Annotated in this window: 12 protein-coding genes; 10 read left to right on the top strand and 2 right to left on the bottom strand. The window is 48.1% G+C overall.

Going from position 1 to position 14,899, the window contains the following annotated elements; all coding sequences use genetic code 11:
• The first annotated feature begins 76 nt into the window (after positions 1 to 76).
• The 3 genes from DXC51_RS24205 to DXC51_RS24215 all read left to right on the top strand — a co-directional run bounded on the left by DXC51_RS24205 (position 77) and on the right by DXC51_RS24215 (position 5,529).
• On the top strand, positions 77 to 1,942 hold the full coding sequence (locus tag DXC51_RS24205) for a beta-N-acetylhexosaminidase (RefSeq protein WP_117531052.1): 1,866 nt from the start codon (positions 77 to 79) through the stop codon (positions 1,940 to 1,942).
• Positions 1,939 to 4,488, top strand: coding sequence for a beta-mannosidase (locus DXC51_RS24210; RefSeq protein ID WP_117531054.1), 2,550 nt, complete (start codon positions 1,939 to 1,941; stop codon positions 4,486 to 4,488). Before DXC51_RS24205 ends, DXC51_RS24210 begins: the two co-directional genes overlap by 4 nt.
• A 417-nt stretch (positions 4,489 to 4,905) precedes the next feature.
• Positions 4,906 to 5,529 (top strand): sugar O-acetyltransferase, encoded by a 624-nt coding sequence (locus DXC51_RS24215; RefSeq protein WP_117531056.1) that lies wholly within the window; start codon positions 4,906 to 4,908, stop codon positions 5,527 to 5,529.
• A gap of 465 nt (positions 5,530 to 5,994) precedes the next feature.
• On the opposite strand, the gene DXC51_RS24225 is transcribed toward DXC51_RS24215, so the two are convergent.
• Positions 5,995 to 6,663 (bottom strand): XRE family transcriptional regulator, encoded by a 669-nt coding sequence (locus DXC51_RS24225; protein ID WP_117531060.1) that lies wholly within the window; start codon positions 6,661 to 6,663, stop codon positions 5,995 to 5,997.
• A gap of 139 nt (positions 6,664 to 6,802) precedes the next feature.
• Here DXC51_RS24225 and DXC51_RS29690 point away from each other — a divergent pair, with 139 nt between their 5' ends.
• The 7 genes from DXC51_RS29690 to DXC51_RS24260 all read left to right on the top strand — a co-directional run bounded on the left by DXC51_RS29690 (position 6,803) and on the right by DXC51_RS24260 (position 14,191).
• On the top strand, positions 6,803 to 6,991 hold the full coding sequence (locus tag DXC51_RS29690; RefSeq protein WP_181970185.1) for a helix-turn-helix domain-containing protein: 189 nt from the start codon (positions 6,803 to 6,805) through the stop codon (positions 6,989 to 6,991).
• Positions 6,992 to 7,131: 140 nt separating this feature from the next.
• Entirely contained in the window at positions 7,132 to 7,491 is a 360-nt protein-coding gene (locus tag DXC51_RS24235) for a NifB/NifX family molybdenum-iron cluster-binding protein (protein ID WP_181970186.1), read from the top strand.
• Positions 7,492 to 7,601: 110 nt separating this feature from the next.
• On the top strand, positions 7,602 to 7,763 hold the full coding sequence (rd, locus tag DXC51_RS24240) for a rubredoxin (RefSeq protein WP_025489001.1): 162 nt from the start codon (positions 7,602 to 7,604) through the stop codon (positions 7,761 to 7,763).
• Positions 7,764 to 7,821: 58 nt separating this feature from the next.
• Positions 7,822 to 8,226, top strand: coding sequence for a bacteriohemerythrin (locus DXC51_RS24245; RefSeq protein ID WP_117531066.1), 405 nt, complete (start codon positions 7,822 to 7,824; stop codon positions 8,224 to 8,226).
• A gap of 113 nt (positions 8,227 to 8,339) precedes the next feature.
• Positions 8,340 to 9,431 (top strand): AraC family transcriptional regulator, encoded by a 1,092-nt coding sequence (locus tag DXC51_RS24250; protein WP_117531068.1) that lies wholly within the window; start codon positions 8,340 to 8,342, stop codon positions 9,429 to 9,431.
• A 126-nt stretch (positions 9,432 to 9,557) separates the two neighbouring features.
• A complete protein-coding gene (locus tag DXC51_RS24255; protein ID WP_117531070.1) occupies positions 9,558 to 10,934 on the top strand; it encodes an MFS transporter in 1,377 nt (458 codons plus the stop codon).
• A complete protein-coding gene (locus DXC51_RS24260) occupies positions 10,934 to 14,191 on the top strand; it encodes a glycoside hydrolase family 2 TIM barrel-domain containing protein (RefSeq protein WP_117531072.1) in 3,258 nt (1,085 codons plus the stop codon). Before DXC51_RS24255 ends, DXC51_RS24260 begins: the two co-directional genes overlap by 1 nt.
• A gap of 19 nt (positions 14,192 to 14,210) precedes the next feature.
• On the opposite strand, the gene DXC51_RS24265 is transcribed toward DXC51_RS24260, so the two are convergent.
• Positions 14,211 to 14,858, bottom strand: a complete 648-nt coding sequence (locus DXC51_RS24265; RefSeq protein ID WP_117531074.1) for an IbrB-like domain-containing protein — start codon at positions 14,856 to 14,858, stop codon at positions 14,211 to 14,213.
• Between the last annotated feature and the right edge of the window lie 41 nt (positions 14,859 to 14,899).

Genomic DNA, 14,899 nt, shown 5'->3' on the forward strand with positions numbered 1-14,899 from the left:
GACCCTGCGGTTTGGCCGCGTTTACAAAGCTTTCCGAAAACAATACATAAATTATACGAGCAAAAGGAGAGGGAACATGTATCTGATACCGCAACCCAAAAACATCGAATTTGGAGAACCGGGCAGCCATTTTACGCTGTCCTATGGAAGCTATGTGGTGCTGGAGCCGTCCTGCGGCGAAAAGCTGACCGCCCAGGCAAAGCTGGCTGTGGAGGCGCTGAAGGAGGAGCTGGGCTTTGCCCCTGCGCTGACCAGGGGGACGGGCCGTCCGGGCGATGTGATTCTGTCGCAGTCGGAGGAGATGGCGCCTCAAAGCTACCGGCTCACTGTGGATGAAAAAAATGTGCGTATTACAGGAGGGGAGGCCGGCGTATGGTACGGCTGCCAGACCCTGCTGCAGATGGCTGCGCAGTGCGGAGCCGTGCTTCCTGCCGTCACCATTGAGGACGAGCCGGACATCCCCAACAGAGGGTTTTACCATGACATTACCAGAGGACGGGTGCCAAAGCTGTCCTTCCTGAAAAAAATGGCCGATAAAATGGCGTATTATAAAATGAACCAGCTTCAGCTGTATATTGAGCATACCTTCCTGTTCCGTGATTTCAGTGAAATCTGGCGGGATGATACGCCGCTGACCGCAGCTGAAATACTGGAGCTGGATCGGTACTGCGCCGAGAGGGGGATAGAGCTGGTGCCTTCCCTGTCCTGCTTCGGCCATCTCTACAAGGTGCTCAGCTCCCAGGGCTACTCCCATCTGTGCGAGCTGGAGGATTCGGAGAAAATGCCTTTTTCCCTGCGGGGAAGGATGCACCATCACACCATTAATGTGACGGATCCGGAAAGCCTGGAATTTATCAAAGGCAAAATCGCGGAGTTCATGCCTCTTTTTACTTCAAAGCAGTTTAACATATGTGCGGACGAAACCTTTGATCTGGGAAAAGGAAAGAGCAGGGAAGCGGCCCGGGAAAAGGGCGTGGATCGGATTTACATTGATTTCGTAAAGGCGCTCTGCGAATTCCTGGTGGAGAACGGCAGGCGTCCCATGTTCTGGGGCGATGTCATCTGCGGTTTTCCTGAGATGATAAAGGAGCTTCCCGAAGAAACCGTGTGCCTGAACTGGGGCTATGCAAAGTATCAGCGCGAGGAGGAAACGAAATGGCTGGCTGATGCGGGAGCGGTGCAATATTCCTGTCCGGGCGCCTGCGGCTGGAACCAGTTTGTTTATCTGATTGAAAATTCCTATGAAAATATTAAGCGGATGTGTACCTATGCCGTAAAATACCATTCCATCGGCTTGCTGAATACGGACTGGGGCGATTTCCTGCATGTGAACCATCCGGAATTCGGCATTGTGGGCATGATATACGGCGCGGCTTTTTCCTGGAATACACAGATCCCTGAATTCGAGCAGATCAACCGTCAGATTTCCCTGCTGGAATTCCGTGACCGGGAAGAAAAATTCGTGGGCATTATCGCGTCAGCCGCCAACCAGAGCGCTTTTGGCTGGGAGACGGCAATCCGTTTCCGGGAGCTGGGTGTGGCTGAATTTGCGGAGGATCACAAAGCCTATATTGCGCAGCAGCTGGATCTGCTTGACAATGCGGAGGAAAAGAACCGGAACCTGGAGGAAATCAAGGGGGCGGTCTATGAAAGCATTGCCCGCATGGACAGCCGTACCAAAGGGCTGGTAAAGCCCTATCTGACTGCCATGGACGCCATCCGGCTGTTCAATGAGCTGGGCAGGGTGGTAGCGTCCAGGGCTTATGGCAAAAACTATGGCAGCCTTCCCGATGCATGGAAGCTGGCGGAGGAGCTGGAAAACTGGCTGTATCATTATAAGGAGATCTACCGCAGCGTAAGCCGGGAATCCGAGCTGTCCCGCATTCAGGAGATTATCATCTGGTACGCGGATTATCTGCGCGGAAAGGAGAATCTGGGATGATAGAACAGACATTACATACAGGCTGGACTATGCGCCGTGCGGGAGAACAGGAATGGCTGCCTGCCTCCGTGCCCGGAAGCGTATATGGGGACCTGCTCTCAAACGGCAGGATGGAGGATCCGTTCTGGAAGGACAATGAGGACAAGGCCCTTTCCCTGATGGAATATGATTATGAGTATGTCACACAGTTTGACTGCCCGGAAGAAATCCGGGAGTCAGACCGGGTGCTTCTGCATTTTGACGGCCTGGACACGATTGCCGATGTATACCTGAACGGGGAACACCTGGGGAATGCGTACAGCATGCACCGTATCTGGGAATATGATGTGAAGGAAAAAGTCAGGCCCGCAGGCAACGAGCTGAGGGTGGTCCTGCATTCCCCCACAAAATTCATCCGCCAGGCCTTCCAGGAATGCCGTACCCTGGGAAATGACGATACGCTGGAGGGCTTTGTCCATATCAGGAAGGCGCATTATATGTTCGGCTGGGACTGGGGCGCACATCTGCCGGATGCGGGAATCTTCCGGCCTGTCACCCTGCTTGGCATAGACAGGGGAAGGATTGACAATGTACTGATCCTGCAGGAGCATGAGCGCGTGCCGGAGGCGGACAGCGATGCTGCCATTGCGGCGCTTGGCAACCGTTCTGTCAGCGGGGTGGTCCTGAAGCTTCAGGTGACGGAGGAAACCGCGGGCATCACCGATGGGGTGCCGAAGCTGATGGATGTGACCGGGGGCCGGTTATTCTGCGGCTGCGGCCAGCATATGAGCTATACGGTGGAAATCACGGCGCCTGACGGGACGAAAAGCGTGACGGAAAATTCTCCCTCCGAAATCCGGATTGAACATCCGCGTCTGTGGTGGCCGAACGGCTACGGCGCGCAGGATCTGTATACCGTAAAGGTGATCCTGTATTCCGACGGCCGGGAAATTGACAGCTGGGAAAAACGCATCGGCCTGCGTACCATGGCCATGCGCAGAAGGAAGGATGAATGGGGCGAGTGCTTTGCCCATGAGGTGAACGGCGTGGCGGTGTTTGCCATGGGAGGCGATTATATCCCGGAGGATAACCTGTTAGGCAGGGTGACGCCGGAAACCACCGCGAAGCTGCTTAAAAAAGCCAGGTTTGCCAACTACAACGCCATCCGCGTATGGGGAGGCGGCTATTATCCCAGCGACTGGTTCTACGATCTCTGCGATGAAATGGGACTGATGGTCTGGCAGGATTTCATGTTCGCCTGCGCCGTATATGAGCTGACGCCCGCCTTTGAAGCCAACATCCGTCAGGAATTTATTGAAAACGTAAAAAGGATCCGCCATCATGCCTCCCTGGGGCTGTGGTGCGGAAACAATGAAATGGAGCAGTTCGTGTTTGAGAAAAACAGCTGGCTGACCAAGGCCAGCGAGGTGCGTGACTACTTCCTCATGTTTGAGCGCATTATTCCGGAGATTGTCCATACCTATGATCCCCAGGCCTTTTACTGGCCCGCCAGCCCTTCCTCCGGCGGCTGTCTGGACGAGCCAAACGATCCGAACAGAGGGGATGTGCATTACTGGGCGGTATGGCACGGCAACCGGCCGTTTTCCGAGTACCGGAAATATTTCTTCCGTTATGCCTCGGAGTTTGGCTTCCAAGCGTTCCCGTCCCTGAAAACCATCGAAACCTTCACGGACGATCCTGAGGATTACAACGCTTTTTCCTACATCTGTGAAAAACACCAGCGGCAGTATGGCGCCAACGGTAAAATCATGGGCTATATGCAGCAGACCTATAAATATCCTTCGGATTTTGACACTTTTATTTATGCTTCACAGCTTCTCCAGGCGGATGCCATCCGTTACGGCGTGGAGCATTTCCGCCGCAACCGGGGCCGCTGTATGGGCGCGATTTACTGGCAGCTCAACGACTGCTGGCCGGTGGTATCCTGGTCCAGCGTGGACTATGCGGGCAGGCTGAAGGCGCTGCATTATTATGCCAGACGCTTTTTCGCCCCTGTCCTCCTTTCCTGTGAGGAACAGGGCATGATGAGCGCCGAAGCTAACATGAACCGGGAGCATTTTGAGTTTGAGAAATCCATCCGCCTGAACGTGGCCAACGAGACGATGCAGGAGGCGCAGGTCACGGTAAGGTGGGCTTTGCGTAATCCCAAAGCCGAAATCCTTGAGGGAGGCGAAGAAACCCTTTCGGTGCCTGCCCTTACAAGCGTATGGCTGGATAAGGTGCTTTATCCGCAAGCGGAGCTTCGCACCAATTACGTGAGCTATGAGATGGAAATGGATGGACAGATCGTTTCTGACGGCACGGTTAATTTCTCATATCCCAAGTATTTTTGCTATGAGAATCCGCAACTGTCCTGTGAGATAGCAGGGGATGAAATCACCGTTACGGCGCAGGCGTATGCGAAGAGCGTGGAAATCCGCAATGAAGAGGATAATCTGGTGCTTTCGGATAATTTCTTTGACATGAATGCGGGAACGAAGACCGTGAAGATTCTGGAAGGAAATACGGAGGGTATCCGTCTGAGAAGCGTATATGATATCAGGTAAAAATGAGAACTGATGCCCGGGGTCAATTTTCAATTATGCTCCGGGGGAAGGGAAAGGACGGATGCGGCAATGCACCCGCTCTTTCCCTGTTTTACCGAGCCGCAGAGAGCACAGCTCCTGTTATGGCCGGACGATAGCGGTGAGTTGTTCGTCCAATGATTTATAAAATCGGGCAATATGCATTCCATCGACCAGGGTATGGTGGCGCAGCATAGAAACAGGAATTATTGTTTTGCCCTCCAGGATTCGCTGCCTGAATTCAGGAATGGCATTTGCCGCTTTCGGCACACAGCAGCAAACGGGGAGGAAAAACGATAACATTCAGGACAAAAATATAAGTGTACATAAATTATTGACACTATTTACAGCCGCTGTTACGATATTAGAATATAAACAGCGCTTAGAAAGAGGTGGCTTATGGACGAATTGGGAAAATGTATGGCCGGAGAGTATTACGACTGTCATGATGAAGTCTTTTTGGAATTCAAGTGCACAGCCAGACGGCTGCTGGCCCAGTACCATGCCCTGGCCTACGAGCAGAAAAAGGAAAAGACGGAAATCCTGAGAAAGCTGTTCGGCGGCATGGGTACCAACGTATCTGTAGGCGTGCCGTTTATCTGTGATTACGGAAGAAATATTTATGTGGGCAGCAATGTTTCCGTTAATATGAACTGCACCTTTGTGGACTGCAACAGGATCGATATCGGCAGCAATGTGCTCATTGCATCGAATGTGCAGCTGTATACGGCGACACATCCTGTGGAATTATCCCAGCGGCTCACACCGGACTGGAATCCGGAAAGCGGGGAATATTTCTGCCGTACCTATGCGCGTCCGATTAAAATCGGGAACGGCTGCTGGCTGGGCGGCGGAGTGATCATCCTTCCCGGCGTAACTATTGGGGACGGTTGTGTCATAGGCGGCGGAAGCGTGGTAACCAAGGACATTCCTCCCAATTCCCTGGCAGTGGGGAATCCCTGCCGGGTAATCCGCAAAATAAATGAAGAGGCCCGTAACGGTTCCGTACCGGAGCCGCTGTAAAAATCAGAAAAATGCAGGAGCGGCCAAAGGGCAGAGACGGCTCAATGCAAATCAATGCAATTTAATTCAAGAAAAAAATGTTCAGAAAAAATGGCTAAAAAAGGGCAAAAAAGGATTCGCGGCGCACTGGCCGCGGGCTTTTTTGCCTTTTTTCTTTTTGCCGGGTCTGTGTACTTTGGGGGAGGGAGGATAATGAAGGAAAACGCAGATATGAAATATGTCCCAGAAAATGGAGGGAAAACGCAGGTAGGAATCCCATAAAATAAAAGGGAACCGCAGATATAAAAACACCCCATAAAAAGGGAGGAAGCCAGTACCCTGGTGGTACTGGCTTGAGTTATGAAAAAGAGTATCTATATTGAAAAAGCGTTATTGGCTTTCTATGGTTATAGGATACCTTATAATTGTGACCTTTTTGTGTTAAACAATTGAAGAAATTGTGAAGGAAAACGAAATAATTATGGATCATTTCCGAACGGATGCGGAAATGGATTTCATACGCGCGTATTGTGCGGCATTCAGGGCGACTTTTCCCAGAACCTGAAAATGGTCCGGGGAAAACCTGGAAATATGTAATGTGGGATAATCGGGATTGAATGGACAAAGCTCTATTTTGTCGACAAAAAGCCTTATTTTCCGGCATACCGTCTCATCCTGTACCAAAAAAATACCGATTTCCTCAGAAACCAGCTCTGTAAATGGGATAATATCAATTAGTTCGTGCATACGGATAACCGGTTCCATGCTATTGTCATCAGCATAAAGCGAGTATGCTACTGATCTGTTGTGCACAGCATGGAAATCAGGTACGGCAGCTTCTTCATGGAAAATCGGGAAATTTTTAACGGAACTTACGACAGGAATGTTACCTGCCATTTTTTTTGCGTTTTCAGACGCTTTTTCGTAATGGTAAATTTCCGGATTTTCTGTACGACCCAAAAGATAATCAACAGAACAGGATAGGAAATCGGCTATTTTGGCAAGTGTGTCGGCCTTAACCATGGAACCTCGGGAGAGCATGGAGGATATCGTATTTTTGTTCAGCCCGCATTCCATAAGCATATCTTTCTGCTGCAGATTTTTTTCTTTCAAAAGCTTATTAATTCGTTCGGCGACATTGGCGGGTTCGTACATGGGGTACTCCTTTAATAGTTTTATTTATCCAACAAATGTAATACCAAATATTTACAATCCACCAATTGTGGGATATACTATTATCATGGTAATATATAAACATATTACCACAGTAATAAACTGGAAAGAAGGGAAAATTATGTCTGTAGGTGAAAATATCAAGAAAAGGCGGGAGGCAAAGGGGCTTAGCCAGGCCGAGCTTGCCGGCGCAATTGGAGTAGGGCAGTCTTATTTATCCCAGATAGAAAGAGGAACGAAGGCAGCGTCCATACAGCTTGGGAAGCAGATAGCGGAAATCCTGGAATGTACGCTGGACGAACTGGCTTAAGGGCAGGCTTTGATACCCATTAATAGATAAAAAAGCGGAAGGGAAAAACGGGAGGCGCAGGTTTCACAGGCTCCTTTCAAATGACCAGCTTGATTGATGCAGTATCACAGGCAAGCCTGCGATATGCAGGAGGTATAAGGATGAAAATAGCTGTAGCAAGTACCGGTAACCATGTGGCCAGACATTTTGCACTGTGCGAAAGATTTCATATTTACATGGTTTACGGCGGAAAGATAATGAAGGAAACGGATATCCCCAATCCCGGCCTGCGTCCTGCCATGCTGCCGGAATTTCTTGAAAAGCAGAAGGTGAATGCGGTCATCTGCGGTGGGCTGGGCGGCCGGACAGAAGAGCTTTTCCGGGAAAAAGGAATTTCCACACAGGCAGGAATTATAGGTGATACACGCACAGCCGCATTGGATTATTTGAAGAAGCTCCGTAATGAGGGAGCAATAGAAGAGAACATAAATACTGCCTGCATCCAGGATGAGCTGGTTTAAAAAAACTGGATGCGATTGAAACGGACAGATTGTAATATAGCCTCCTTTTTGTTATAATAATTTATATTGTGGTTAAAATATTATAACTAAGAAAGGAACAGGTGGTTAAAATGAAAAAGTATGTATGTGATGTATGTGGATATATCTACGATCCTGAGCTTGGAGATCCGGACAACGGAATCAATCCCGGCACAGCTTTTGAAGATCTTCCCGAGGATTGGTTATGCCCGCTGTGCAGCGTAGGCAAGGACCAGTTTTCCGTAACCGAGTAATCTGAGGAAATCCGGGAGAGGGGAACGTATTGCCCGGAGGATTTTGGGAGGTAAGGATATGTCAATTGTTTTTAATGATACGCTGAGAACAGGGAATGACCTGATTGACAGCCAGCACCAGGAACTGATTGCAAGGGTCAACAAGCTGACCGAAGACTGCAGGGTAGGTACGGAGAAGCTGGTTGCAGTGCAGACATTGGGATTTTTGATGGATTATACCAATGTTCATTTTGCAGATGAGGAAAAGCTTCAGGCAGACAACGAGTATCCGCTGCTGGAAGCACATAAGGTGCAGCATGCTTCCTTCGTAAAGGCCGTTAACGAGCTGAAGGATATGCTGGATGAGGAGGAAGGCCCCAGCGAATCTTTTGTGGAGGCTGTGAAGAAGAACATTGTGGAATGGCTGCTGAATCATATCTGTGTATGGGATAAGCAGGTGGCCCAGTTTATTAAAGAAAAATAAGAGAATACAAGCGGCGGCATCGCCGCGGTTAGAAGGCGGCACTTGTTGAATTAATTTTGGCAGGTGCCGTTTTCTGGTAAATATATAAATATTTTACCATTTAGGGAGATGTGATGGAAAGGGACAGACTGGAGTGCGTGATTGGCCGGATCAAATATGAAACAGGCAGTCTGGAGGATATGAGGGAAGCAGGAATGGGGCAGCTGCGTCTGAAGGACCGGCAGTGCGGCCATATAAAAAATCTGGAAGCTCCGTTCGGCATCAACCTGATTTCTGTCAGCGCAGCAGGGATTTTTGACTATATTATCCTGCAGCAGGGGAGCTGCCGACGTATACAGGAACAGATGGATCGGATATTGGAAACGAAAATGTATGATCTTCACAGACATAACTATTATGAGCTTTTGTATGTTTCCCATGGGGAAATGGTACAGAGAGTTGAAGGACAGCTTTTTTCCAGCCAGGAGGGCGGCTTTTATCTTCTGGACAGAAATACCATGCATTTGGAGGAAGCGTTGAAAACGGATGCTTATGAGAATACGAAAGAGGGGAAATCATCGGAGGCGGAGGTTATCTATTTCTGTATTTCCCGGGAGCTGATGATGAAGCTGCTGGAGCCTGTAGAGGATAAATCCGGAATATTCAGAAGTTTTTATAACGAATTTGTAAAAAAAGAAAATGAAAATCTGAAAGGATGCATCACTTTTGAAAAACAGGACTGCAGTGGAAAACAGGAGGCAGTCATAGCGGATATACTTGATGAAATGTATGCGCATGAGCCGGGATATGAAACTGTGGTGCAGGGATATTTATTCCGTCTGCTATCCGGGCTTTGTAATGAGACGGCATATCATCCGGCCCTGCAGACAGTCAGGATTAGAAAAGACTCCAGGCTGGCAGAGGCAGTCATGTCTTATCTCAGGGAAAACAGAAGACGGATATCACGAAAGGAGCTGACTGAAAGATTTCATTATAATGAGGATTATCTGAGCAGGGTAGTACGTAAATATACCGGTGTTTCACTGAAAAACTATATGGAGGATCTTCTTTTAGAAGAAGCGGAGCATCTGTTGCTGACAGAAGAAATAAGTGTGAATGATATCATGGAACGTCTGGGTTATGAAAATGAAACCTTTTTTTATCGTCTGTTCTATAAAAGACATCGTATGACACCAATGGAATACAGGAAAAAAGTCGGAAAATGACACCGAAGGAAAATTCGTGTCAGGTTCGGAGAATGACATACAGCCTTCTTTTTCTTACACTGGATACAGAAGCGCGGCACCGGCCGGTAAACGTTGCTGTCTAAATGAGAAAAAGGAGGTATTTTTATGGCTGGAAAAGACGGAAGCCAGAAGAGTGTGGTAAAGAAAAGAGAGATTGCAGGACATGCGGCGGCAGGCATCGGGCAGAATCTGGTATATGGCCTGTGGGGAAGCTATATTCTCATTTTTTACACGGATGTATTTGGAATTACTGCGGGAGCGGCAGGGTTGATTATGATGTTTACACGTATCTGGGATGCTGTCAATGATCCCATGATGGGAATGGTTGCTGACCGTACCAGGACAAAGTGGGGAAGGTACAGACCGTGGCTGTTGTTTATGGCGGTACCTGTAGGAATTCTCCTGATTCTGAATTTTTATACACCGGATTTATCGGGAGGCGGAAAGGTGGCTTATGCAGCAATAACCTATGTACTTTTGAGTATGGCGTTTACGGCTGTGGATATCCCATACTGGAGCCTGCCTTCGGCCATGACAAGGGATAGCAGTAGGAGAGCCGGAATTTTCAGCATTGCGAGAACGGCAACTACGCTGACATCGGTGATTTCGGCAGTGATCATTATTCCGTTGACACAACGGCTGGGAGGCGGAAGCCAGGAAAAGGGGTTTTTCAGGACAGCTGTTCTATTTGCAGCGTTCAGTATCTTTTTTTATATGATTGGGTTCGGGAATATCCGTGAGCATGTAGAACCGGTGAAACAGAAAAAAGAAGGGTTGGGTAACAGTCTTAAGGTGCTTGCCTGCAATAAGCCGCTGCTGCTTATTATACTTTCCGTCCTGATTATTCTTACTGCGAACGGGCTGCGGAACAGTACACTGCCGTATTTTGCTCAGTACAATCTGGGAGCTCTTTCCCTGGTATCCATTTTAACGGCGCTTTCGATTCCCGGTATGCTGGCCGGTATGCTTCTGGCGCCGGTTCTTGCAAAGAAATTTGGGAAAAAGAGAGTATTCCTTGGCGCCTGTATTTATGGAATGATAAGTAATCTGCTTTTCTTTTTTACAGAGTATACAGATACGGTACGGGTATTTTTAATGATAGCCCTTACCTGTGTGAGCTTTGGGTTTATTCTGGTACTGGAATCTGCCATGATTGCGGATACCATTGAATACGCCCAATGGAAAACCGGACAGAGAAGGGAAGGGCTGATCAGTTCTACACAGACCTTTGTCTCCAAGCTTTGCCTTGCCCTCAGCGGAGGATTGATTGGCCTGATACTGACTGTTACCGGTTATACCCCAGGCCAGGTGCAGACAGGTACAACACTTATGGCGTTTCATATGATGATGACGCTTGTGGTTGCCGCTGCTTTTGCGCTGGCTATGGTACCCATGTTTTTTTATGGCCTGACAGAGGAGGTACATGCGGGGATTGTAAAAGAACTGGAAGCGGAAAGCAGAAATGAGGAGGCAGAGGAATAATGAAAAGAGATGAGAAGAAAGCCTGGATGGATTTTTCGGTAACGGGAAGAAATAAGGAAAAAGCGAGGGTAATGGCCAGCCCATTCCGTAAGAAGCCTGGAAAGGATGAAAGCAGAGATTATGAGGAATATAGGCTCAGTTTGAATGGAAGCTGGGATTTTATGCTGGCGGAAGGAGATGAACTGCCGGATATAGAAAAGTTTTTCGTAAGCCAAAATATAATCGATGAAGATAAGGAAGAAAAATCCCGCACGGATATTTCGAGGTGGGGCAGGATTACGGTTCCGGGCGTATGGCAGCTTCAGGGCTGGGGAAGGCCGCCGATCTATCTTGCCCACAGCTTTCCGGAGGGCGTGGATACTGACCCGGAAAGAATACCTTATATTGATCCAAAGATTAATGAAATTGGAATTTACAGAAGAAAATTCAGCGTCCCGGCAGGATGGAAAAACAGGGAGATTTATCTGGTATTTGAATCAGCCAAATCGGATCTGACAGTTTTTATTAATGGTGAAGAAGCCGGATATTCCAAGGGCTCCATGCTGCCGGCTGAGTTTGTAATAACTTCGTTTCTTCAGGAAGGAGAGAATGAAATCGTAGCTGCAGTAAGGAAATATACGGATGCCTCTTATTTGGAAAACCAGGATATGTGGGTGTTTTCAGGTATTTACAGGGATGTATATCTGCAGGCGGAGGAGAGGGTGCATATAAGAGACTTCCATCTGGATTCCATATTAGCTGAGGATTATACCAGGGCAGACTGCAGGCTGACGGCGGAACTGGTAAACAGGGATACAGCAGCACGCAGAGTGACCGTGGAAGGCTGGCTGACGGATGAAGGAGAAAAGCTGAAGCTTGGGGAAAAAGAGGTGCTTCTGAAGCCGGGAGAAGGTCGGATTGTGGTTTTGGAAGGGATGATAAGTCAGCCAAAGCTTTGGAGTGCAGAAATACCTAATTTGTATACGCTTTACGCAGCAGTTGTAATGGAGGATGGAAGCTTCGAAGAAAAATCCATATCATATGGATTCAGAAAAATAGAGATAAAAGATGGAATATTTTATGTAAATGGACAAAAAGTGAAACTGAAAGGAGTAAACAGACACGATTTTGACGGCGATACAGGATGGACAGTTTCCCGGGAACGTTATGAGGAAGATATCCGTATTATGAAGCGGCATAATATAAATGCGGTAAGGACGAGCCACTATCCGGATGGGGAATATTTTTATGAGCTATGTGACAGATATGGGCTTTATGTAATGGATGAATGCAATCTTGAAACCCATGGGGTTCGCAGCAGCATCCCCGGAGACAGAGAGGAATTCAGGCCTGTCCTTGAGGAAAGGCTTGAGCGTATGATCGTACGCGACAGGAATCATCCCTGTGTTATTATCTGGTCTTTGGGAAATGAAGCCGGAAAAGGGGAAAATTTCAGGTGGATGTACAACGCCTGTAAAAAGCTGGATCCTTCCCGGCCAGTGCATTATGAAGGAGATAAAAGGAAGGAATGCTCCGACTTCCTTTCCGCCATGTACTACCCTGTAGAAATAATGGAACTGATGGCATCCGGGCAGGATATTGATGTGGAAGGCGTTATGGGACTGGCGGAAGGCGTGAGAATGAAAAAGGAGGAATATGCGGGACGTCCTATACTTTTGTGTGAATATGCACACTGCATGGAAAACAGTTTGGGAAATTTCCAGGAATATTGGGACATCTTTGAGGGCTGTGATCAAATGGCAGGCGGCTTTATATGGGATTTTACGGATCAGGCGATTCACGGAGTAAATGGAAAATGGCTGTATGGCGGTGATTTCGGGGAAGGAAAAACAAACGGGTATTTCTGTGCCAACGGACTGACAGGAGCGGATCGGAGCCCGCATCCGGCTATAATCCAGGTAAAAAAGACATACCAGAATTTCCGGATCCGGAGAAAGGAGGATGGCAAAATAGTAATACAGAATGATAACCGGTTTCTGGATGGAAGCATCTATGAGCTTCATTGGGAGGTTGCGCAAAATGGCTGGAAAATAAAAGAAGGATGTTTGCCATTTTCACTGGCACCTGGAGCGGAAGGTGAATGGGAAATCCCTTTTAAGGAAAAAATGCTGCCGGGGGAAGAATATATACTGACGGTATCACTGTGCAGGAAAAGCGGATGTCTGTGGGCACAGAAAGGAGAAGAGGAAGCTTTTGAACAGTTTATCCTTCAGTATGGGATACCGGAGCACGGACAACAGCATGAAAATACAGATCTGGTAAGTCAGGGGATACATACCTTATGCAAAAAAGAAAAGGTAATGATTACAGGAAATGCCGGCGGTGCATGGAAAATCACTTTTGACCGTAAAACGGGTTGGATAAGTGAATTGGATTATGGGAACGGGAACTTGTTCTGCATACCAATGAAAGCGGAATATTACAGAGCAAAAACGGATAATGACAGGGGAATCATTAATTTCGGCAGAAGAGAACTACTGGAACGACTTGGAAATGAAGATATGGTAAAAAGGCTCTTCGCATCTGATATCCTGCAGGGGGCGGCTGATAAAGGAAAATTAGAGAAATTTGAGCTTTGTGAAGAGAACGGTATGCTCAAAGTAAGGGCAGTTTTTGCAAATTCACTTTTTGAAGGGCCGTTAACCTTCATTTATACAATATTTGAAAATGGAGCGGTAGAAGCAGAGCAGAATGGAATACCAAAAGTGGATCTCTATCGTATTGGAATGCGCATGGAACTTCCGGGAAGCTATAACAGGGTAAAGTGGTATGGCAGGGGGCCGGAGGAATGCTATTGTGACAGGAAAGGCGGCACTCGTTTTGGGCTTTATGAAGGGGAGGCAGCCGACCTGGAACACAGATATATGCGGCCGCAGGAAAACGGTAACCGCTGTGATGTGCGTTTTCTGGAAATTACGGATAAATCAGGAGCAGGCATAAGAATAGATAACAAGATAAATAGCTTTGTGGATGCCTATTATAAGGGAAATAATTATAATAATTCCGCCGACAGAGAAATAACGGCATGGGACGGAATGAATTTCAGTGTTCATATGTACAGTCAGGAGGCATTGGACATGGCAGAGCATATTTTTGAATTGAGGGATTCAGGGCATATCCATCTGCATGTGGATGCAAAGGTATGCGGTGTGGGAGGCGATTTGCCCGGTATAGCGCTTCTGAAGAATGCTTATAAAATTAGTAAGGGAGAAGAACAGAAACAGCACTTTATAATCCGCAGGCTTTCCCGTAGTTGAAAGCCTGCAGCCCGGCAGTCTATTCCTCCGGATAATATTTTTTCTCAAATTCCTCCCAGGACCTGCTGAATTCATGGTTCATAAAGGCTTCCTTCAGCCCGGTGATCTGTTTTAACCGGATGACCTCATCCAGATCCATGCCCAGCTCCTGGCAGATTCTTTCGTCGGTCCAGCCGGAGCGGGTGAGATCCATGACAATCGCGCTCATGGGGCGGATGCCGTGGGTCCCGCGGGCGCGGTTATGGCGGATGGTGGCGGCAATACGCTGGTCGAGGGGCTTGTTCAGGGTGGTGACGGGAAGGTAGCCGTGGACGCGCTGCTGGATGTCGGGATATTCCCGGGCCACCCGGTTGCGGTGGAAGCCGTCCACGATTTCACGGCTTCCGTTTCTCATGTCATAGGTTACGATGGGCATGGTGTAGCCGTCCTCCCGGATGCTGGTGTGCAGAAGGGTCATTTCGGGAGAAGCCACGTGGTTGGGGTTGTATTCGTTGGCCTGCACATTTTCCTGCCTGACCCAGAGCACGCAGTCGGTAGGCTCTTCCTGAAAAGGGCTGACCTGGGAGATTCCCTTCCTGATTTTGTTGATCGCTTCCACCTTTTCGGAAAAATCATCAATGGAGGTGATGTATTCCTGCAGTTCATCTATTAGTTGATTCAAATCCATTTTTGTTTCCTCTTTTGTTTCCTCTGTTGTATGTATGGGTA

This window comes from Eisenbergiella massiliensis, assembly GCF_003435485.1.